This window comes from Mesorhizobium temperatum (genome assembly GCF_002284575.1).
GTDB classification, from domain to species: Bacteria; Pseudomonadota; Alphaproteobacteria; order Rhizobiales; family Rhizobiaceae; genus Mesorhizobium; species Mesorhizobium temperatum.
Genome location: NZ_NPKJ01000076.1, coordinates 200434 through 218179, shown reverse-complemented (window position 1 = coordinate 218179; position 17746 = coordinate 200434). Strand labels below are relative to the sequence as shown.

At 62.2% G+C, this 17746-nt stretch carries 21 protein-coding genes; 11 read left to right on the top strand and 10 right to left on the bottom strand.

All coding sequences use genetic code 11. The annotated features are described in order from the left end of the window. Positions 1 to 10 precede the first annotated feature (10 nt). Positions 11 to 358 carry a DUF1491 family protein gene (locus tag CIT26_RS34635; RefSeq protein ID WP_095496744.1) on the top strand — a complete coding sequence of 116 codons (348 nt, stop codon included), beginning with the start codon at positions 11 to 13 and terminating at the stop codon, positions 356 to 358. Between the two features lie 46 nt (positions 359 to 404). Here CIT26_RS34635 and CIT26_RS34630 read toward each other — a convergent pair whose 3' ends face one another. The 5 genes from CIT26_RS34630 to CIT26_RS34605 all read right to left on the bottom strand — a co-directional run bounded on the left by CIT26_RS34630 (position 405) and on the right by CIT26_RS34605 (position 6140). After that, a complete protein-coding gene (locus tag CIT26_RS34630; RefSeq protein WP_095496743.1) occupies positions 405 to 1424 on the bottom strand; it encodes a hypothetical protein in 1020 nt (339 codons plus the stop codon). A gap of 475 nt (positions 1425 to 1899) precedes the next feature. After that, complete coding sequence (locus CIT26_RS34620) at positions 1900 to 2448, bottom strand: DUF1254 domain-containing protein (RefSeq protein WP_095496741.1); 549 nt, start codon at positions 2446 to 2448, stop codon at positions 1900 to 1902. After that, complete coding sequence (locus CIT26_RS34615; protein ID WP_095496740.1) at positions 2441 to 3025, bottom strand: DUF1214 domain-containing protein; 585 nt, start codon at positions 3023 to 3025, stop codon at positions 2441 to 2443. Before CIT26_RS34615 ends, CIT26_RS34620 begins: the two co-directional genes overlap by 8 nt. 118 nt (positions 3026 to 3143) lie before the next feature. Beyond that, on the bottom strand, positions 3144 to 5303 hold the full coding sequence (locus CIT26_RS34610) for a transglycosylase domain-containing protein (protein WP_095496739.1): 2160 nt from the start codon (positions 5301 to 5303) through the stop codon (positions 3144 to 3146). Between the two features lie 198 nt (positions 5304 to 5501). Beyond that, positions 5502 to 6140, bottom strand: coding sequence for a TetR/AcrR family transcriptional regulator (locus CIT26_RS34605; protein ID WP_095496738.1), 639 nt, complete (start codon positions 6138 to 6140; stop codon positions 5502 to 5504). A 183-nt stretch (positions 6141 to 6323) separates the two neighbouring features. Here CIT26_RS34605 and CIT26_RS34600 point away from each other — a divergent pair, with 183 nt between their 5' ends. Next, a complete protein-coding gene (locus CIT26_RS34600; protein WP_095496737.1) occupies positions 6324 to 7877 on the top strand; it encodes a trimethylamine methyltransferase family protein in 1554 nt (517 codons plus the stop codon). Positions 7878 to 7896: 19 nt separating this feature from the next. On the opposite strand, the gene CIT26_RS36950 is transcribed toward CIT26_RS34600, so the two are convergent. From CIT26_RS36950 to CIT26_RS34585, 4 genes are all read right to left on the bottom strand, one after another. Next, positions 7897 to 8058 (bottom strand): hypothetical protein, encoded by a 162-nt coding sequence (locus tag CIT26_RS36950; protein WP_167391645.1) that lies wholly within the window; start codon positions 8056 to 8058, stop codon positions 7897 to 7899. Positions 8059 to 8161: 103 nt separating this feature from the next. After that, on the bottom strand, positions 8162 to 8551 hold the full coding sequence (locus CIT26_RS34595) for a hypothetical protein (RefSeq protein WP_095496808.1): 390 nt from the start codon (positions 8549 to 8551) through the stop codon (positions 8162 to 8164). A gap of 79 nt (positions 8552 to 8630) precedes the next feature. Continuing rightward, positions 8631 to 10250 (bottom strand): chaperonin GroEL, encoded by a 1620-nt coding sequence (gene groL / locus CIT26_RS34590; RefSeq protein ID WP_095496736.1) that lies wholly within the window; start codon positions 10248 to 10250, stop codon positions 8631 to 8633. A gap of 177 nt (positions 10251 to 10427) precedes the next feature. Beyond that, complete coding sequence (locus tag CIT26_RS34585) at positions 10428 to 10742, bottom strand: co-chaperone GroES (RefSeq protein WP_095496735.1); 315 nt, start codon at positions 10740 to 10742, stop codon at positions 10428 to 10430. A 247-nt stretch (positions 10743 to 10989) separates the two neighbouring features. Here CIT26_RS34585 and CIT26_RS34580 point away from each other — a divergent pair, with 247 nt between their 5' ends. Both CIT26_RS34580 and CIT26_RS34575 read left to right on the top strand, forming a co-directional pair. Next, on the top strand, positions 10990 to 11262 hold the full coding sequence (locus tag CIT26_RS34580; protein WP_095496734.1) for a hypothetical protein: 273 nt from the start codon (positions 10990 to 10992) through the stop codon (positions 11260 to 11262). Further along, positions 11259 to 11525: a DUF1488 family protein gene (locus CIT26_RS34575; protein WP_077381973.1), complete on the top strand. Its 267-nt coding sequence runs from the start codon at positions 11259 to 11261 to the stop codon at positions 11523 to 11525. Before CIT26_RS34580 ends, CIT26_RS34575 begins: the two co-directional genes overlap by 4 nt. A 236-nt stretch (positions 11526 to 11761) precedes the next feature. Here the strand turns inward: CIT26_RS34575 and CIT26_RS34565 are convergent, their stop codons facing one another. Next, positions 11762 to 12031 (bottom strand): hypothetical protein, encoded by a 270-nt coding sequence (locus CIT26_RS34565; protein WP_245319668.1) that lies wholly within the window; start codon positions 12029 to 12031, stop codon positions 11762 to 11764. A gap of 145 nt (positions 12032 to 12176) precedes the next feature. Between CIT26_RS34565 and CIT26_RS34560 the strand changes: the two genes are divergently transcribed. From CIT26_RS34560 to ccmE, 7 genes are all read left to right on the top strand, one after another. Further along, positions 12177 to 12587 carry a DUF3168 domain-containing protein gene (locus CIT26_RS34560; RefSeq protein ID WP_095496733.1) on the top strand — a complete coding sequence of 137 codons (411 nt, stop codon included), beginning with the start codon at positions 12177 to 12179 and terminating at the stop codon, positions 12585 to 12587. Between the two features lie 176 nt (positions 12588 to 12763). Continuing rightward, complete coding sequence (locus CIT26_RS34555) at positions 12764 to 13063, top strand: hypothetical protein (RefSeq protein ID WP_095496732.1); 300 nt, start codon at positions 12764 to 12766, stop codon at positions 13061 to 13063. 104 nt (positions 13064 to 13167) lie between these two features. Then, positions 13168 to 13833: a response regulator transcription factor gene (locus CIT26_RS34550; protein WP_027143933.1), complete on the top strand. Its 666-nt coding sequence runs from the start codon at positions 13168 to 13170 to the stop codon at positions 13831 to 13833. Beyond that, complete coding sequence (locus tag CIT26_RS34545) at positions 13817 to 15268, top strand: ATP-binding protein (RefSeq protein WP_095496731.1); 1452 nt, start codon at positions 13817 to 13819, stop codon at positions 15266 to 15268. Before CIT26_RS34550 ends, CIT26_RS34545 begins: the two co-directional genes overlap by 17 nt. Positions 15269 to 15443: 175 nt before the next feature. Continuing rightward, positions 15444 to 15884 carry a hypothetical protein gene (locus tag CIT26_RS34540; RefSeq protein ID WP_095496730.1) on the top strand — a complete coding sequence of 147 codons (441 nt, stop codon included), beginning with the start codon at positions 15444 to 15446 and terminating at the stop codon, positions 15882 to 15884. Positions 15885 to 16104: 220 nt separating this feature from the next. After that, entirely contained in the window at positions 16105 to 17238 is a 1134-nt protein-coding gene (ccmI, locus tag CIT26_RS34535) for a c-type cytochrome biogenesis protein CcmI (protein WP_095496729.1), read from the top strand. A 3-nt stretch (positions 17239 to 17241) separates the two neighbouring features. Next, positions 17242 to 17685: a cytochrome c maturation protein CcmE gene (gene ccmE / locus CIT26_RS34530; protein ID WP_095496728.1), complete on the top strand. Its 444-nt coding sequence runs from the start codon at positions 17242 to 17244 to the stop codon at positions 17683 to 17685. Positions 17686 to 17746: the final 61 nt, after the last annotated feature.

The following is a 17746-nucleotide window of genomic DNA, read 5'->3' as shown; positions in this document are numbered from 1 at the left end:
GAATGCTGCCATGCGCGTAACCACCGATCTGTGGGTGTCGGCCCTATTGCGCCGGGTTTTCGGCGCCGGCGGCTTCGCCGCCGTGGTCAAGCGCGGCGCGACCGAGGCCGGCGCGGTCTTCTTGCTGGCGCGTGGCCGCATGGGCGAGGTTGCCTTGTTTGGACCGGCGCCGCAGACGAGCTACGATTCGGCCAAACCCGACGACCGTTTCTTCAGTCTGCTCGGCGCCGGTGACGATGCCACCGTTTTTGACGCACGACTGGAAAGGGAGAAGAAATTCGATCCTGACATCTGGGTCGTCGAGATCGAGGCCGGCGCTGTTCCCGTCGAGGAACTTATTTCCGTCAAGTCGCTCTAACGATATGCATGAAAACAAAGGCTTAAAGCGTCCGCTTGAATCTCTTTCAGACCCGACGCGCCATAGGGCTGGCGGCAGCATCGTCGCTGTCCGCTTTGCGGATGTCGGCGTTTGCCGCAACGGGCCCGGCATTGCGAATGGCCTTCGACAGTGTCTCGGCCTTCCAGCCGCGTAGCCTGTCCAGCGCTGCTTCGCGATGCAGCAGTCGGTAGCGGTCGAGGAAGATGCGAATAGCCTGCGGATGCGGAAACTCTGTGGGATAGACGGCGACGGTAATCAGGAACGCCCTCTCTTCGCCGAGATCAAGCGCGCGCAGGGCGGCTAGAAGCGACGTGTAGTTCTGGTTTGCGGTGAGCGACCGCGCCGTTGAAAAATCGATTTCGAGCGCGTCGGCCAGTGCTGTCTGGAAGAATGCGACGTTGCCGGTCAGCGCCGTCTCGCGCAGTTTGACATAGGTTTCAGCGCCGGCGAACGGATTGACGGTCGCGCCGCCGCTCTCATCATCGGCACGCATCATCGACCGCAGCCGGCGTCGTGCATTCTCGGCGGCGGCGCCGGGCACATGCTGGCTGGCGGGGCTGGGCGCGACGACTTCGGCGCTTTTAGGCGCCGTCTTGGCGACCGCCTCCTGCTGCCGCACGCTCACCAGCGTCGGCTTTTCAAGTGCCCTGATCAACTGGGCGATGGTCGGGTTCAGATCCTTGCGGCGCGCGATGGCGCGCGCATGCGGCAGGCCGTGCCGTCCGATCAGCGCGACGAGGTCGATATCACTCAGCGCGCGCGAGCGGATGAGCAACGGCGCGGCAACGTCGACCGGCTCCTCGCAAAGCCGCCGGACCAGCGCAGTGGGTGCATATTCGCATTCGGAAAGGGCGGCGGCGACATAGCGGCGCGATTCGACCGACACATTGGCGAAAAGCGGAAGCGTCAGATCCTCAAGTTGTGCGATCTCCCGGCGCGAAGGGCGGGTGAGCGAACAGAACGCCGACACCGCCGCGCGGAACAGCCTTTCGGCCTTTCCCGATTCAGCCCGTATAGCGATTTGCCTGAAATCCGAAGCTGACACGAAGGATACGCCTGACACTCGACACGATCTGGACCATGCTCGACCGGGACTGTGTCGGTTTCGCATTTGCCTCGGGTCAGGACTTCCTGACCTCAGAACAAAGATCAAATTAGCGGCGATCCGTTAGCGTTCCGTTAACCTACTGCCGTCCTTAATCAGATTGGAGGCGTTGCGTTGTGCTCCGGGGCAACCGAGAGGAATGCATGAACCATGGGCATGGTACTGTCTTTCGTGCCGCGAACGGCGGCAACCAATCGAGCAGAACGAAACACCGGAACGCCGGCGGCGGTGATCATTTTCCCCGGCGTCCGCTACGAGCTACGGCAGCTGACGGGCGAGACGCGGCCAGGCGCCGGTCCGGATAAGCCGGGCTCGTCAAGGACTATGCCGGGCTCGTCGGGGACGATGCCTGTTCCGCATCATTAGCGCCGCGCACCCTGTTGGGCCGGAAACCGGCGGCATATTTCGGTTGACGTCAGTAGGCCTGCAGTTCGCAGGAACTCTGCTCGAGAAACCGCGACACGACCGGCTTCCAGCTGTCGTCGGGCACGAACGAGCGGATGACGAACATGCCTTCGTCAACGGGCGCCTCGACGAAGATTGCCCCTTGCAATTCCTCCGGGAGCTCCTTGCGGATCTCAATCATCTGCGCCGGCGTCAGTACGATACTGTCCAGCACCCTTCCGGTCGCACTATGGTCGTTGAAGGAGTAGATGTTATGGCCGCTGCGGTCATAGACCGATACGGACCAGAACGGGACGTTTCCTGGTGACTTCACCCGAACCATCCCTTCTGACAGATCGAACCGGCAAGCAGCCGCATAAAACAGCGGATCGACGGATTTTACCACCGGCGTACCGCCGGCCTCGGCGTCCAGCCTGGTCATCCTATAGAGGTCCGAGGCCATGGCCAGCCGCGACCACGCATCACGTTCGGAAAATTCCGGGACGAGCAGCAGCACGACGATGTGCACGATGCCGGCGCCCAGCAGGCCGAGCAGGATCGCGTGCAGCAGCCTACGCATTGCAGCCGACCTTCAGGATCTGCGGCAGCGTGATGTCCGAAAGACCCGTGCTGCTGGCGATCGGCGTGTCGTAGAATGTCAGCACGAAATACATCCGGCCGAAGCCGTCGGAAAGCAGCCAGTTGCCGGGTGCGGGGCGGTTGCTGACGGAAATCACCACCGAATTGTCGGGCTGGCGCAGCACCTGGTATGATTGAAGTGCCGCAAGCCTTGGCTTGCCGGTCTCGACCACCCCGAGCGATTGATCGGCGGCATAGAGGGTCCAGAACCGGGCCGCGGGAAATCCACCTTCGATTTCATAGGCGCATTGGCGTTTCAATTGTTCGCCACCGGAATCGCGTTCGGCGATAAAGGACAGGCCTTCTGCTTGCCCGAGTGCAAGGATACCCTCGCGCGCCACGCGGGCTTTCGAATAAGGATCCGCCGCCCTCGTGCCGATATCGGGGAACGCTGTCCATGGGCCGATCCTGATCGCGCCGATGCCGTCCTGCGTCTTGAGAGCGTACCAGACGCTGCCGCCGCCGCCGCCGATGGCTATGGCAAGCGCGAGGAGCGTCAGGAATGCGTTCTTGAGCATGAAGAGCCGCGGGAAAAAAGAGGAGTGCCGCCCGGGGATATCGCGGGGCAGGGGGCGATGGCAAGCGGACCTCTGTGGAATTGCCGGCGCGAGCACGGCCTGGCCCGTCGTGCCGGCGTCAAAGCGCCGACAGGGTCTCCGGCGTCGCAGGCGCCTGTAGGACGGGCGCTGACTGGAACAGTCTTGTGATGTCCCTGAGCGCCCGCGTTGTTTGGCTGGACAGCACCGGCGGGCGCTCGGCGGCAGCGTCGGCCGCTGCCTGCTCGGCATTCTTCTTTTCCGCTTCCTCGGCCTTGGCGGCGATCTCTTCGTCTACGAAGGGATGATCGAGACCGGGGATCGGCCTGAGGTCGATATTCTGGTGCGCATAGACCATCAGCCGCTGCCAGACCATCGCCGGCAGCGAGCCGCCGGTCATGTTGTTGGTCGGGGTGAAGTCGTCATTACCGAGCCACACGGCAGCCGTGTAGTTGCCGGTGAAGCCGACATACCAGGCGTCGCGGTAAGACTGCGTGGTGCCGGTCTTGCCCGCCGAAACGATATTGGGAAGAGCAGCGCGCCGCGCCGTACCCATCACCGGCACCGCCGCCAGCATGGTGTTCATATATTTCAGCGCCTGTTCCGAGAGCACACGGTGCGGTGGCGGCGCGTCCTTGGCGAAATCGTAAACCACCTCGCCGGTACGGGTGACGAGCTGGGTGATGCCATGCCGGGAGCCGACAAAGCCGTTCTGGGCGAACACGCTATAGCCTGTCGCCTGGTCCATCACGGTCATGCCCGATGTGCCGAGCACCATCGTCTTGTGCGATTCGAGCGGCGATTCGACGCCCATGGCTTCCGCCATCGCCTTGATCGGCTTGATACCGAGATGATTCTTGGCCAGCCGCACCGGCACGGTGTTGATCGATTTGGCCATCGCCGTGATCAGCGTGACCTTGCCGGCCGATCCGCCGTTGTAATTATGGGGCGACCAGCCACCCCACGAGATCGGCCCGCCGGAAACGACCGAGTCCGGTGTGAAGCCGTGCTCCATCGCCGTTGCATAGACATAGGGTTTGAACGATGAGCCGCTCTGGCGCAGCGCCTTGGTGGCGCGGTTGAACTGGCTGGCACCGTAGTCGCGGCCGCCGACGATCGCCCTGACTGCGCCATTGGTTTCGATGATGACCATGGCGCCTTCGGTGACGTTGTATTCCTTGCCGAACTGGCGGAGATGGAACTCCATTGATTCTTCCGCCGCCTTCTGGATGTTGGCATCGAAAGTGGTGTGAGCGACCAGCGAATGCTGGCCGGACTTCGCCGCGATCCTCTTGACCTCTTCGAATGCCCAGTCGAGGTAGTAATCTGGGCTCTTCTGCTCGCCGCGGTCGACGATTTCGGCCGGATGCAGCCGCGCCTGCAGCACCTGACCCTCGCTCATGAAGCCGGCCTCGACGAGATTGGACAGCACCACGTTGGCACGTGCCCTGGCAGCAGGCAGGTTGATGTGCGGCGCGTATTTGGTCGGTGCCTTGAACAGGCCGGCCAGCATAGCCGCCTCGGCGAGGTTCAGATCCTTGACGCTTTTGCCGAAATAGAAATCGGCGGCCGCTTCGATGCCGAAGGTGCCGCCGCCCATATAGACGCGGTCGAGATAGAGCTGCAGGATCTCCTTCTTCGACAGATTGGCCTCGAGCCACAGCGACAGGAAGGCTTCCTTGACCTTGCGCTCCAAAGTCCGTTCATTGGTAAGGAACAGGTTCTTGGCCAGCTGCTGGGTGATGCTCGATCCGCCCTGAACCACGGAATTCGCCCGCACATTCGCGAAGATCGCGCGCGAAAGGCCGAGCGCATCGATGCCGTAGTGATCGAAGAAACGCCGATCCTCGGTGGCCAGCACCGCCTTGATGACCTGGTCGGGCATCTCGTCGACCGGCACCGAATCACGCTGGATGATGCCGCGCTGGCCGACCTCGTTGCCATAGCGGTCGAGGAAAGTGACGGCGAAATCGCCTTGGGCACGCCAGTCGCCAGCGGTTTCCTGGAAGGCCGGCAAGGCAAGCGCCAGCATGACGACGATGCCGCCGGCGCCGAGCGTGAAGCCCTCGCTCAACAGTTCGATGATGCCGCGGCGCCAGCCGGAGACGCGGAAGCGCCGGAAAAAAATGGTGGCCGCTTCCCAGAACCGGCGCGCCTTGAAGCCGATCTCGTAGAGCGAGGAATCGAACCACGCATCCGCTGCCAGCAGTCTTGCGGCAATCGGACCTCTTCTCTTGCGTGGTTTCAAAGGACTGGCCATTCCAGGATCCGGCTGCGGCTACGCCTCTCACTGAGAAACTGCATGCGGGCAATTTCAGGGCGGCGCGCCAGCCAAGACTATTCGTCCATTTTGGCCCCGCTCACAAGGGCGAGGGGGACTTTTGCGGCACAGATTGTCGATGCGAGGGGGAGGGGCATGCAACCTCCACCGCCTTGGCACCTCGCATCCGCTTTCAAATTACCGCGCCGCGATAAAGCGCATGAAATGTGCCACGTCGGCGTCGCTTGGCTCCTGGCCGGTGAAACTGCGCAGATAGGCGGCGAGATGACCGACTCTCGCCTCGACCGGTTCCTTGAGGTCGAGCACATAATAACCGATCTGCATGTAATAAAGGACACGGGCGCGGATGAAGGCATCCTCTTCGTCGTAGCCATGCCGGCGATACATGTCGCGGATCGCGCCGAGCCGGTCATTGTCGGCTTGGTCGATGGCCCGGCGCACGTCGTCGGAGCGACGCGCCCATTCCCGGATGGCGAAGTCGAGCCTGGGATCGAACAGGCGCTCGTCCGCCCAGCATTCGAACACGTTCATGACGCCCATGATGATGCTTTCGGCTGGCCGCTGCGCGCGTTCGACGATCGCCTTGGTGTTGGTGTTCCGCCAATGGGCAAGCAACTGGTCGAGCAGATCCTGACGGCTCTCGAAATACCAGTAAAAGCTTGAGCGCGAAACGCCGAGCTTCTGGCCGAGCGGCAGCACGCGTACGCTTTCGATGCCGCCTGAAATCAATGTCTGGAGTGCAAGATTGATCCAGTCCCAGCGCGTCACCTTGATGTTGCCGGGCGCCGGCTCGTCCTGCGGAGCAATCATGATCATGGCCGCACAATAAGCATGAGGGGGAACTGCACACAATCGTACTAGACACATATGTACAGTGCAAGTGTCCTGCCCGCCTCAACGAACTGGGCCGAGCGGCCGGCGCGCGTCATAGCGGCTTCTCCCTACGATCCCAGGGCAAGGCAATACGGCAGGGCAATACGGCAATGAGGAGTATCCGCCATGATCGATGACGCCGCACGTGATCTCAGGCGCGAACGCAGGCGCGGACGAACCGGTGAGGCCGGCAGCGAGACCAGCCGCCGGCCGGACTATCGTTCGCTGAAGAACCCGTTCCTGCCGCAGCCGATCTTTTCGGCCGATCAGGTCGCCGCGATACATGACGCGGCGCTGCGCGTGCTCGAGGAACTCGGCGTCAAGGTGCTGCTGCCGGAGGCGCGCACCATTCTTGCTCGTGCCGGTGCGCTGGTCGACGAAGACAGTCAAATGGTGCGCATCGGCCGCGACATTGTCGCGGCGGCGCTGGTCTCTGCGCCGAAATCGATCCGGGCGTACGCTGGTGACCGTGCCCGCGACCTGACGCTCGAGCTTGGCTCGATGACGTTCCTGGCGGGATCCGGAGCGCCCAACGTCACCGATCTAGAGCGCGGCCGGCGGCCGGGAACGCTTGCCGCTTTCGAGGATCTCATTCGCCTGGTGCAGCATTTCGACGTGCTGCACATGCTGGGACCTTGCATCGAGCCGCAGGACATCGACAACCGTTTCCGCCATTATGCCGTCAACCGGGCTCAACTGACGCTCTCCGACAAGTTACCGTTCGTCTTCGCGCGCGGCACGCCGCAGGTCGAGGACGGCTTCGAGATGCTGCGGCTGGCGCGCGGCCTGTCCGAGGCCGAATTCCGTTCGGGCGCTCATTGCTACACCGTCATCAACACCAATTCGCCGCGTCAGCTCGACATTCCGATGGCGCAAGGCATCATCGACTTCGCCAAGGCGGGGCAGGTGTTGATCATCACGCCCTTTTGCCTGGCCGGCGCCATGGCGCCGATCACGGTGGCCGGCGCACTGACGCTGCAGCACGCCGAAGCGCTGGCCGGGCTGACGCTGGCCCAGAATGTGCGACCGGGCGCGCCGGTCGTCTATGGTTCGTTCTCCTCCAATGTCGACATGAAGTCGGGGGCGCCGGCGTTCGGCACTCCGGAGCACGTCAAGGCGACGCTCGGCGCCGGTCAGCTTGCACGCTTCACCGGCCTTCCCTGGCGATCCGGCGGCGGCAGCGCCGCCAACATTTCGGACGCGCAGGCGGCCCACGAAACGCAGTTCGCTCTGTGGGGCTCGGTGCTTGCGGGTGCAACGGTCTGCATCCATGCCGCGGGCTGGCTCGAAGGCGGCTTGAGCGTCTCCTTCGAGAAGCTGATCACCGATGTCGAAGCGCTGCAGACCATCGCGGAGCTGTGCACGACGACGCCAGGCGACGAAGATGCGATCGGCTTCGAGGCCATCGCCGAAGTGCAGCCGGGCGGGCATTTCTTCTCGGCCGGACATACAATGGCGCGCTACCGCACCGCATTCTACGAGCCGCTGGTCGCCGACTGGTCGAATTTCGGCAACTGGAGCGAGGCTGGGTCAAGAACCGCGACCGAGCGCGCCACCGGCATCTGGAAACGGCTGCTGGCCGACTTCCAGCCGCCGGCTTCTGCCGCTGCCACATCAGGCGTCCTCGACGAATTCATAGCGCGGCGCACGGAAGAGGGCGGGGCCGCGCCGATCTCTTGATGCAGTTCAGCCACATGCGTCACATGGGACGCTTATCCCGGGTCTTTTGCGGGTCGCGGCGTATCGTGCCGACCTCGGATTTCCTGTGCTTGTCGGCAAGCCTGCGAATGCGATCGAAGCGGCTTTCCTCGGCCACTTTGGTCTTCGCCGCTGCATTTGGCTTCGGGACGAATGCGATCATGGATCGATCTCCTTGCCGCTGGGCTGGCGCCGGGGAAAATGCCCCGGCGGCAGTCTTTCAGGCTCTCGTGAAGATCTCTCTTCTTTCGGAGAGCTCGAAGATGTCAGGCGGCGAGAGCGACCGCACAGCTTTGCGCACCCAGCTTGTCGGGCGAGGTTTTCCCGGGCATAGTCGCCCAGCCGCCCGTCTCGATGAACTGCCGCTTCTTGTAGCTGTCGGTTATGGCCTTGAACTCGATAAGCTTGACGGCCGCGTCGGGTGCCGTGTTGAAGCGATCGACGCAGACCGCCGAGGCCAGCTCGCCGCGCGCCACGTCGCCGGCGGTTGCCGCCAGCGCGCGTGAGGTGCCACCGGTCACCCAGCCACCCCAGTTGAAACCGATGATCAGCGTGGCGACGACGGTTGCCGCACATGCCCACAGAAGCGTGGATTTGGCCGGCTGGTAATCTTCCCATCGACGCGCGAGAGATGGCTTGCTGCTTTGTGTGGCCACGGAACAGTTCCTTCTTGGTTGATGTTGGATCAGCGTCCGGCCTTTCCGGCCGGGCGCTGCAGGCTTGTCCAGGCGATTATCAGTAGCCGCCCATGCCGGCCGCAGGCGCGGCATCCTTGGCCGGAATGTCGGTGATCATGGCTTCCGCAGTGATCAGCAATGCCGCGATCGAACCGGCATCCTGGAGGGCGGTCCGCACCACCTTTGCCGGGTCGACGATGCCGACCTTGATCATGTCGACATAGATCTCGTTTTGGGCATCGAAGCCCTGGTTGTGATCCCTGCTGTCCATGAGCCTGCCGACAACGATCGAACCTTCGACGCCGGAGTTCTCGGCGATCTGGCGGATCGGCGCTTCGAGCGCTCTCGACACGATCGAAATGCCCGCCGTAACATCGGCATTGGCTCCGGTCAGCCCGTTCAGCACGGCCTTGGCGCGCAGCAGCGCGACACCGCCGCCGGGAACGATACCCTCTTCCACCGCCGCGCGCGTGGCGTTCAGCGCATCGTCGATGCGGTCCTTCTTTTCCTTGACCTCGGATTCGGTCGCACCACCGACGCGAATGACCGCGACGCCGCCGGCGAGCTTGGCCAGCCGCTCCTGCAGTTTCTCCTTGTCGTAGTCGGAGGTGGTTTCCTCGATCTGCCCCTTGATCTGCTGGACACGCGCCTGGATCGTGGCCTTCTCGCCCGCACCGTCGATGATCGTCGTCGTGTCCTTTTCGATCAGCACGCGCTTGGCGCGGCCGAGCGTGTCGATGGTGATGTTCTCGAGCTTGATGCCGAGGTCTTCGGAAATCATCTGGCCGGCGGTGAGCACGGCAATGTCTTCCAGCATCGCCTTGCGGCGGTCGCCGAAGCCCGGCGCCTTGACGGCCGCGACCTTGAGGCCGCCGCGCAATTTGTTGACGACCAGCGTTGCCAGCGCTTCGCCTTCGACGTCCTCGGAGATGATCACCAGCGGCTTGCCGCTTTGCACCACGGCTTCGAGGATCGGCAGCATCGCCTGTAGATTGCCGAGCTTCTTTTCGTGGATGAGGACGTAAGGATCCTCCAGCTCGACGCGCATCTTCTCGGCATTGGTGACGAAATAGGGGCTGAGATAGCCACGGTCGAACTGCATGCCCTCGACGACGTCGAGTTCGGTGTCGGCGGTCTTGGCTTCCTCGACGGTAATCACGCCGTCATTGCCGACCTTGTCCATCGCCTTGGCGATCATCGCGCCGACGGTCGCATCGCCATTGGCGGCAATGGTGCCGACCTGCGCGATTTCACCGGAGGATTTGACCTTCTTGGCGCGTGCCTGGATTTCCTTAACGACAGCGGTAACAGCAAGGTCGATGCCGCGCTTGAGGTCCATCGGGTTCATGCCGGCGGCAACGAATTTAGCGCCCTCGCGCAAGATGGAAGCGGCAAGCACCGTGGCGGTGGTGGTGCCGTCGCCGGCAAGGTCGTTGGTCTTCGAGGCCACTTCGCGTACCATCTGGGCGCCCATGTTCTCGAACTTATCGGCAAGCTCGATTTCCTTAGCCACCGTCACCCCGTCCTTGGTGATGCGCGGTGCGCCATAGGCTTTGTCGATGATGACGTTGCGGCCCTTGGGGCCGAGCGTCACCTTGACGGCGTTGTTGAGGATTTCGACTCCGCGCAGCATCCGGTCACGCGCATCGGTGGAGAACTTGATTTCCTTGGCAGACATGATTTTTCATCCCGTTCGTGTGTGGAGTAGGCCCGCTCGCTGTGGAGCCAGGAAGGCTTCGGCGTGCCGCCTGAAGTATCGGCCCGAAAATCGGATTCGATTTTCGGAAAAGCACGATGCATAAATTCAAAAAACTGGAGCGCCATTGCGCGTCCAAGCGGACGCGCAGCGTTCCAATCACGCGGCCTTCTTGGCAGCGACGGTCTTTTCGATGATACCCATGATGTCGGCCTCCTTCATGATCAGAAGGTCCTCGCCGTCTATCTTGACCTCGGTGCCGGACCATTTGCCGAACAGGATGAGGTCGCCGGCCTTGACATCGAGCGCGATCAGCGCGCCGCTTTCGTCACGCGCGCCTGGCCCGACGGCGATCACTTCGCCTTCCTGCGGCTTTTCCTTGGCATTATCGGGGATGATGATGCCGCCCTTGGATTTGGTGTCGCTTTCGGCGCGCCGAATGACGACGCGATCGTGGAGTGGCCGGAATTTCATGGAAACTTCTTTCTGGGGCCGGCTTAGGCGGCCGCTCCCTTCTATAGGCGCGTTGGCACTCGATAGATAGGAGTGCCAAAAAATATTCATTGGAGGTCGTAAAATATTGAATAGTATTATTTTGCCCTTTCGCTTTCAGAAATTTGCCTCATCAAAAGTACATCAGAAATTGATTTTTCCACCTCGAGTCCCTATTTTAAGTACGAAAATCATTTTCATCATTCCAGCAAAAAGGAGGTTTTAATCGATGGCGGAATTCAGTCAGAATATCATGGAGAAAGCTGAAGCGCGCTTCATGGAAAAGCAGAAAAAGACTGCGGAGCGAAACCAGGCAACGGCCGAGTATGTTTCCGAGGCCAAGGCCAGGGTCATCAAGACGGCAAGATTGCGGGCGTTGCGGCTAGCCAAGGAAGAGGCCGACCGCGCCGCGAAGGCACTCAATCCCGTCGCCCCCAAGAAAAAGCGGGCGTCACGGGCGGTCAAGAAAGCAGAGGTTGCATCAACGGAGGTCAAGTCATGAGCCTGACATTTCCCAATCGAAGCCGCAGCTACGACGAGGCGGGCAAACGCATCCGCTTCGTCGGCCATGACGGCATGTTCCAGATTTCCTTCTCTGTCGCCACGGATGCCATCTCGAAGGCACCATCAGAGGCACCAACTGCTGAAGCCACCTATCTGGCGGCGTTCGACACCGCCTCCAGTTCCATCCATGAAATCGCCAGAAATGCCTATGCCCGCACTCGCAAGAGCATATATGTGCTGACCGCGGCCGATTTTCGCTAAATCCCGAACGTCGTCGCGTTCAGGGCCAACGCCAGATCCGATTCCCGATCCAGGCGCACAGATGTGCCGGGTGAACCTAGCGGCAGGATCAGGACTTGCGGTCGGCCTTTGCCCGCCGCTTGACGTCTCGGCTGTTCAGCCGATTGAGCATCACGTCTGCGTCGCGTGTTTTCATGCCGACCATGATCTGGTGCCGACCATAACCTGGGTGCCCCGATCGATGAAACGTCGATTGGTCAGGCCTGCGTGATGTAGAACACTGCCGCCAGGACAAGGACCGTCCACACGACCACGGACAGCTTCAAGGCCAAGCCTCCGTGTGAAGACAGAACCTCCCGCATGCGGGGCAAACTGTTCTTAATGCTCTTCGACATGGTCGGTGCCGCCGCAATGACAACTGGCGACTTGATCCCAAGCTTTCCGAAAACGGGCAGCAGCGATGGCTCGCGCACGAAAACAACCTCGAATGTCTGGAGAAACAAACACTCCATAGCACCGTTTTTCAAACGCCTTGCATGCCAAATGAAAGGTGTGGGTTAGCCACTCGAGATCCCTTGATCTGGCGCAGCAACTTCAACGCGGCTACGCTGCAAGCAGGAGTCGCTGACGGCACAAAGGCCCGTTCAGCCGTGACGGGCGAGGGAGAAGACGATGACCGCGCCGGCCGCTGCGCTGCAGAAGGCCTTGTTCGAAGCGCTGAACGGCGATGGTTCCCTGTCAGCGGCATTGGGCGGCGCAAAACTGTTCGATCATGCCCCGGAAAATGTCCCATTTCCCTATGTCACCTACGGCCGGACCAGCGTCTACGACTGGACAACCGGCATGGAGAACGAAGCCGAGCAGCTTTTCACACTGCATTTCTGGTCGAAGTCCGAGGCCAGGAAAGAAATGCTCGATTTGATGGACATGGTCAGCGCGCGGCTTCAGGATACGGCGCTCGCGCTCGACGAGCATCACCGCGTCAATCTCAGGCTCGAATTCACCGAGGCCCGTTATGACGAGGATCTTTCAGCCTATCACGGGCTGCTGCGCTTTCGCGCCGTGACGGAAGAAAACGCCTGACGCGCTTTCAATCTGGCTGCAACAGAGTCTAGACTGGCGCTTGGATGAATTTGCCGGGTTGGGCGGCCAAAATCATAAGGTCGGTTGTCTCGCGTTTCAGGGGGGTGAGATAGGCATGTGTTGCAGGCGTTCACCGTTCATTTCACGTTCAGCACCGATGCGTTAGGACGCTGATCATGAAAACGCTTCGCTCCCATTTCCGAACCGCGACACTAGCGCTCTGCGCTGCCGGTCTGTTTGCGCCGCAGGCGACGGCGCTGCCGATCGTCGTGCCCGAGCAGAACCGGCCGATCGTCCTGGCTGCCTCCGACTGCTACGCGATCGGTCAGCAGGTTGCCGAGCAGAATGGCGGCACGCTGGCTAAGGCTTCGCAGTCGACGCGCGGTGGCCAGCCGGTCTGCGTCATCGTCGTGCTGGTCCCGGGCAAGGACGGGCAGCGTCCGCGCCGCACCGAGATCGTCGTTCCGCTGAACTGATCCCTGCCGTTTCCCAGGCGCCGGAATCGGCCTATATCTGACGCCCAGCTTCTCAACAGGGCAGCTCTTCAACAGGCCAGATCTTCAACAGGTATGATCCCCGCATGCGCGTACTCGTTGTCGAAGATGACAAGGATCTCAACCGGCAGATATCGGACGCGCTGGTCGATGCCGGCTATGTCGTCGACCGGGCTTTCGACGGTGAGGAAGGGCATTTCCTCGGCGACACCGAACCCTATGATGCCGTGGTGCTCGACATTGGCTTGCCGCAGATGGACGGCATCAGCGTGGTCGAGCGCTGGCGGCGCGGCGGCCGCAAGATGCCTGTCCTGATTCTGACGGCGCGCGATCGCTGGAGCGACAAGGTATCCGGCATCGACGCCGGCGCCGACGATTATGTCACCAAGCCGTTCCACATCGAAGAGGTGCTGGCCAGGGTCCGAGCGCTCATCCGGCGCGCGGCCGGCCATGCGTCGTCCGAACTGACATGCGGGCCGCTGCGGCTCGACACCAAGGCCTCCAAGGCCGATGTCGCCGGCGTGCCGCTCAAGTTGACGTCGCACGAATTTCGCCTGCTTGCCTATTTGATGCACCATATGGGCGAGGTCGTGTCCCGGACCGAACTGGTCGAGCATCTCTACGATCAGGATTTCGACCGCGATTCCAACACAATCGAGGTCTTTGTCGGGCGGCTTCGCAAGAAGATGGGCATCGACATGATAGAAACCGTTCGCGGCATGGGCTATCGAATGCGTGAGCCGGAGGCGTAAGGCGGAACCGCTCAAACAGACTGCAAGAACGCCGCTTTCACTGCGGTTCTGGCCGCGTTCGCTGGCGTTCCGGGTGATCGCCTTTTCCACGGTCTGGGCGATACTCACCCTGATTGTCATCTTCACGCTGATCACGACACTCTATCGCCAGGCGAGCGAGCGCGGTTTCGACAGCTTGTTGTCGGCGCATCTGTTCAACCTGATCGGCTCGGTCGGCGTGTCCGAAGGCGGTTCGCTGACCGGCGCTCCTGACCTTGGCGATCTTCGGTTCTCGGAGCCGAATTCCGGCTGGTACTGGTCGGTGGAGCCTGCGTCGGAAGGCGTCCGCGGTGAGCTGCACTCCTCCTCGATGACCAAGGCGATCCTGTCGCCAAGCGTCGCCGAGGTTCCTTTCAATGCCAGCTTCCAGCGCAGCTATGCGACAGAAGGCATCAATGGCGAGGAACTGGAAGTGTTCGAGAGCGAATTCGTTCTCGACGCGAAAAATCGCGCAGCGCGCTTCCGTGTCATGGGCAACAAGACCGAGCTCGAGCAGGAGATAGGCGCCTTCCAGCGTCGTCTGCTGACCTATCTTTCCCTGTTCGGCGTCGGCATGATCGCCATCAACGCCATCGCGATCCTGTTGGGCCTGCAGCCATTGCGCCGGGTCAGGAACGCTCTCGCCATGGTGCGCGAAGGAACCGCGCAAAGGCTCGACGGTCGCTTCCCGGCCGAGATTGAGCCGCTCGCCAACGAGACCAACGCGCTGATCGAAAACAACAAGCGTATCGTCGAGCGCTCGCGGACGCAGGTCGGCAACCTCGCCCATTCGCTGAAGACGCCGCTGGCGGTGCTGATCAATGAGGGGCGGGCGCTCGGCGGCGCCAAGGGCCAGCTCATAGCCGAGCAGGCCGCCTCTATGCAGAAGCAGGTTGACCATTATCTGCAGCGCGCCCGCGTTGCGGCGCAACGCGACAGCGTCGTCTACCGCACGCCGGTGGCGCCGCTGGTCCAGCGCATGGTGCGCGTGCTGCAAAAACTCAACCCGCAGACCGCTCTCTCGCTTTCGCTGCCGGCAGTCGATATCGTCTTTGCCGGCGAACGCCAGGATTTGGAAGAATTGCTTGGCAATCTGCTCGACAACGCCATGAAATGGGCAAAGAGCGCGGTCGCCGTGTCGGTGGCGCCAATCTCCGGCAAGAAGAGTGGCGTCGGCAAGGAGGGTGCTGTCGATCTGTTCGAGATCAGCATCGAAGATGACGGCCCGGGCATTCCCGAAGAGAAGGCGCGCGAGGCGCTGAAGCGCGGACGGCGGCTCGACGAGACAAAGCCGGGGACCGGGCTTGGACTTGCCATTGTCGCCGACCTGATCAACGAGTATGGAGGCGTTCTGGCTCTGGAACGGTCGAGCATGGGCGGGTTGAAGGCGGTGGTTCGATTGCGGAGCCTTCACTAGACTTATGCTTTTGCTGGGGCCAGTCGACATTGATCGACGGTGCGTGATATTGCGGCATGTCGACTGGTCCCGGAGCCGTCGGCCGCGGCCAAATTTCCGACAAACATCGACACTATGGCCACGCCGACTTCCCCGATGGCGCGGCTCCCAGCTCTAACTCAAACCGGTTGTTGGCATGAAGATTTGCGTCGCGCTCGTTTCCGCACTGCTGGCCGTTTCCGGCTGCACGACGCTGGGCAATAGCCCTGGCCCCACGGTGGCGCCGCAGCCGGCCGCCACGCCGCCAAGTGACGGCAAGATCGCGACGACGATCATTTCCGCCATGGGGGGCGGCCTCGTCAGCGGATCGATCGGTACCGGCTTGAGCGATCCGGAAAAGCGCAAGGCGCTGGAAGCGGAATACAGGGCGCTCGAGTACACGGCGAGTGGCCAGAAGGTGACATGGAAGAGCGATCGGTCGGCGCATTACGGCGAAGTCGTGCCCGCCCAGCCCTATCGTGTCGGCTCGCAGGACTGCCGGCAATACACGCATACGGTCTTTACCGGCGCTGCCGGCGCCACCGCGCGCGGAACCGCTTGCCGCAACGCCGATGGCAGCTGGACGCCACTGACGTAACGACCGGCCGGATAATGCATGTCGCGCAAAAGTGTGCAGCGGTTTTGCGATGACGACGTGCATGAAAACAACAACCTAAAGCGCGTCGCATTACGCCGGTCGAACGCGACGCGCTTTAGGTCCGGTTGACATCAATCAAGGACATGCGACGCATCTGCCGTCAAAGCGTCGCAGGACGCCTGTGTTGGCAGGGCAGGGCTCTGCCGTTATTGGAAGAAGTATGCTGTTCTGGGTCATAGCTGCCATTCTCACGCTGGGTGCAAGCCTGGCGGTTCTGCTGCCGCTGGCCGGCGGCCCGAAGGGTGGTTCGGCGAGCAGCGATCATGACCTTGAAGTCTATCGCGACCAGTTGTCCGAGCTTGACCGGGACGTGGCGCGTGGCCTGATCCAGCCGGCGGAGGCCGAAGAGGCGCGTGCGGAGATCGCCCGCCGCATCCTTCGCCTGGACAATGCCGCCGACAAGACAGCGGCGCGGCAGCCGTCGACGGCGACCAGGCTGGTTGCGACGGCCGCGGTCCTGGCGGTTCCGCTGGTCAGTTGGGGCTTGTACAGCCAGCTCGGCTCGCCCGAGCTGCCGTCGCAGCCGCTCAGCGAGCGACTGGCCAAGAATCCCGCCGACAGTTCGGTGGACGAACTGGTGGCACGCGCCGAGGCCCACCTTGCCGCCAATCCGTCCGACGGCAGGGGTTGGGACGTTCTGGCGCCGGTCTATCTGCGCATGCAGCGGTTTTCCGACGCGGTGACGGCGTACCGCAACGCCATTCGCCTCGACGGCGACAGCGCTGCCCGCCGGGCCGGCCTCGGCGAGGCGATCGCCAGCGCAGCGGGCGGCATTGTCTCGGCCGACGCTCAGGCCGCCTTCGAGGCGGCGCTGAAGCTCGATCCGGCAAATCCGAAGGCCAGCTTTTATCTGGCGATGGGCATGGCGCAGGAAGGCCGCATTGAGGAGGCCACAGCTGGCTGGCAGAAAATGCTCGCGGCCTTGCCGCGGGACTCAGCCTGGCGCGCCGCCGTCGAGCAGGCACTGGCCGAATCCGCCAGGCAGAGCGTCGCTTCGGGAGTGCCTGCAAAAGGCCCGGACGGCGGGGATATCGATGCCGCCTCGTCGATGTCGCCGCAGGACAGGGAAGCGATGATCAACACCATGGTCGCGGGACTTGATGAAAGACTTCGGCAAAACCCGCGCGATGCGGAAGGATGGATGCAGCTTATTCGTTCCTATGTCATGCTGGGCAAGGCCGATCAGGCCCGCGACGCGCTCAATCGCGGTATCGCCGTTTTTGGCTCCGATAGTGAGGAAGCGAAGAAATTCACCGCCTTTGCCGTCTCGCTTGGCCTGACGGCGACGGAGTAAAACATGACGCGCAAGCAGAAAAGACTGTCGGTGATCGCCGGAGGGTTGGCCTTTCTCGGTGCAGCCACCGGTCTGACCTTCTACGCGCTCGGCCAGAAGGCCTCCTACTTCTACATGCCCGCCGATCTGACCAACGCCAGCCTGCAGCCCGGGCAGCGTATCAGACTCGGCGGCCTCGTCGAAAAAGGTACGATCGAGCGCGGTCAGGGGGCCACCGTCGCCTTTTCGGTGACCGACAACCAGAAGCAGGTCAAGGTCACCTACATCGGCATTCTTCCCGACCTTTTCCGCGAGGAGCAGGGCGTCATCACTGAAGGCACGTTTCGCCCGGACGGCGTCTTCGTCGCCGACAGCGTGCTGGCCAAACACGACGAGAACTACATGCCCAAGGAGGTGGCCGAGAGCCTCAAATCCAAGGGCGTGTGGCAGGAGAGCAAGAGTGACTAAGCAGGTTCCGCAAGAGTGTCCCTCGGTTTTGCGGCAAGATCCTGCGGCAAAACAAAAACCT

Coding starts and splice junctions, on each gene's coding strand:
- CIT26_RS34635 (WP_095496744.1), top strand. CDS start 11: ATGCGCGTAACCACCGATCTGTGGGTGTCGGCCCTATTGCGCCGGGTT.
- CIT26_RS34620 (WP_095496741.1), bottom strand. CDS start 2,448: ATGCGTAGGCTGCTGCACGCGATCCTGCTCGGCCTGCTGGGCGCCGGC.
- CIT26_RS34615 (WP_095496740.1), bottom strand. CDS start 3,025: ATGCTCAAGAACGCATTCCTGACGCTCCTCGCGCTTGCCATAGCCATC.
- CIT26_RS34610 (WP_095496739.1), bottom strand. CDS start 5,303: ATGGCCAGTCCTTTGAAACCACGCAAGAGAAGAGGTCCGATTGCCGCA.
- CIT26_RS34605 (WP_095496738.1), bottom strand. CDS start 6,140: ATGATCATGATTGCTCCGCAGGACGAGCCGGCGCCCGGCAACATCAAG.
- CIT26_RS34600 (WP_095496737.1), top strand. CDS start 6,324: ATGATCGATGACGCCGCACGTGATCTCAGGCGCGAACGCAGGCGCGGA.
- CIT26_RS36950 (WP_167391645.1), bottom strand. CDS start 8,058: ATGATCGCATTCGTCCCGAAGCCAAATGCAGCGGCGAAGACCAAAGTG.
- groL (WP_095496736.1), bottom strand. CDS start 10,250: ATGTCTGCCAAGGAAATCAAGTTCTCCACCGATGCGCGTGACCGGATG.
- CIT26_RS34585 (WP_095496735.1), bottom strand. CDS start 10,742: ATGAAATTCCGGCCACTCCACGATCGCGTCGTCATTCGGCGCGCCGAA.
- CIT26_RS34580 (WP_095496734.1), top strand. CDS start 10,990: ATGGCGGAATTCAGTCAGAATATCATGGAGAAAGCTGAAGCGCGCTTC.
- CIT26_RS34575 (WP_077381973.1), top strand. CDS start 11,259: ATGAGCCTGACATTTCCCAATCGAAGCCGCAGCTACGACGAGGCGGGC.
- CIT26_RS34560 (WP_095496733.1), top strand. CDS start 12,177: ATGACCGCGCCGGCCGCTGCGCTGCAGAAGGCCTTGTTCGAAGCGCTG.
- CIT26_RS34555 (WP_095496732.1), top strand. CDS start 12,764: ATGAAAACGCTTCGCTCCCATTTCCGAACCGCGACACTAGCGCTCTGC.
- CIT26_RS34550 (WP_027143933.1), top strand. CDS start 13,168: ATGCGCGTACTCGTTGTCGAAGATGACAAGGATCTCAACCGGCAGATA.
- CIT26_RS34540 (WP_095496730.1), top strand. CDS start 15,444: ATGAAGATTTGCGTCGCGCTCGTTTCCGCACTGCTGGCCGTTTCCGGC.
- ccmI (WP_095496729.1), top strand. CDS start 16,105: ATGCTGTTCTGGGTCATAGCTGCCATTCTCACGCTGGGTGCAAGCCTG.
- ccmE (WP_095496728.1), top strand. CDS start 17,242: ATGACGCGCAAGCAGAAAAGACTGTCGGTGATCGCCGGAGGGTTGGCC.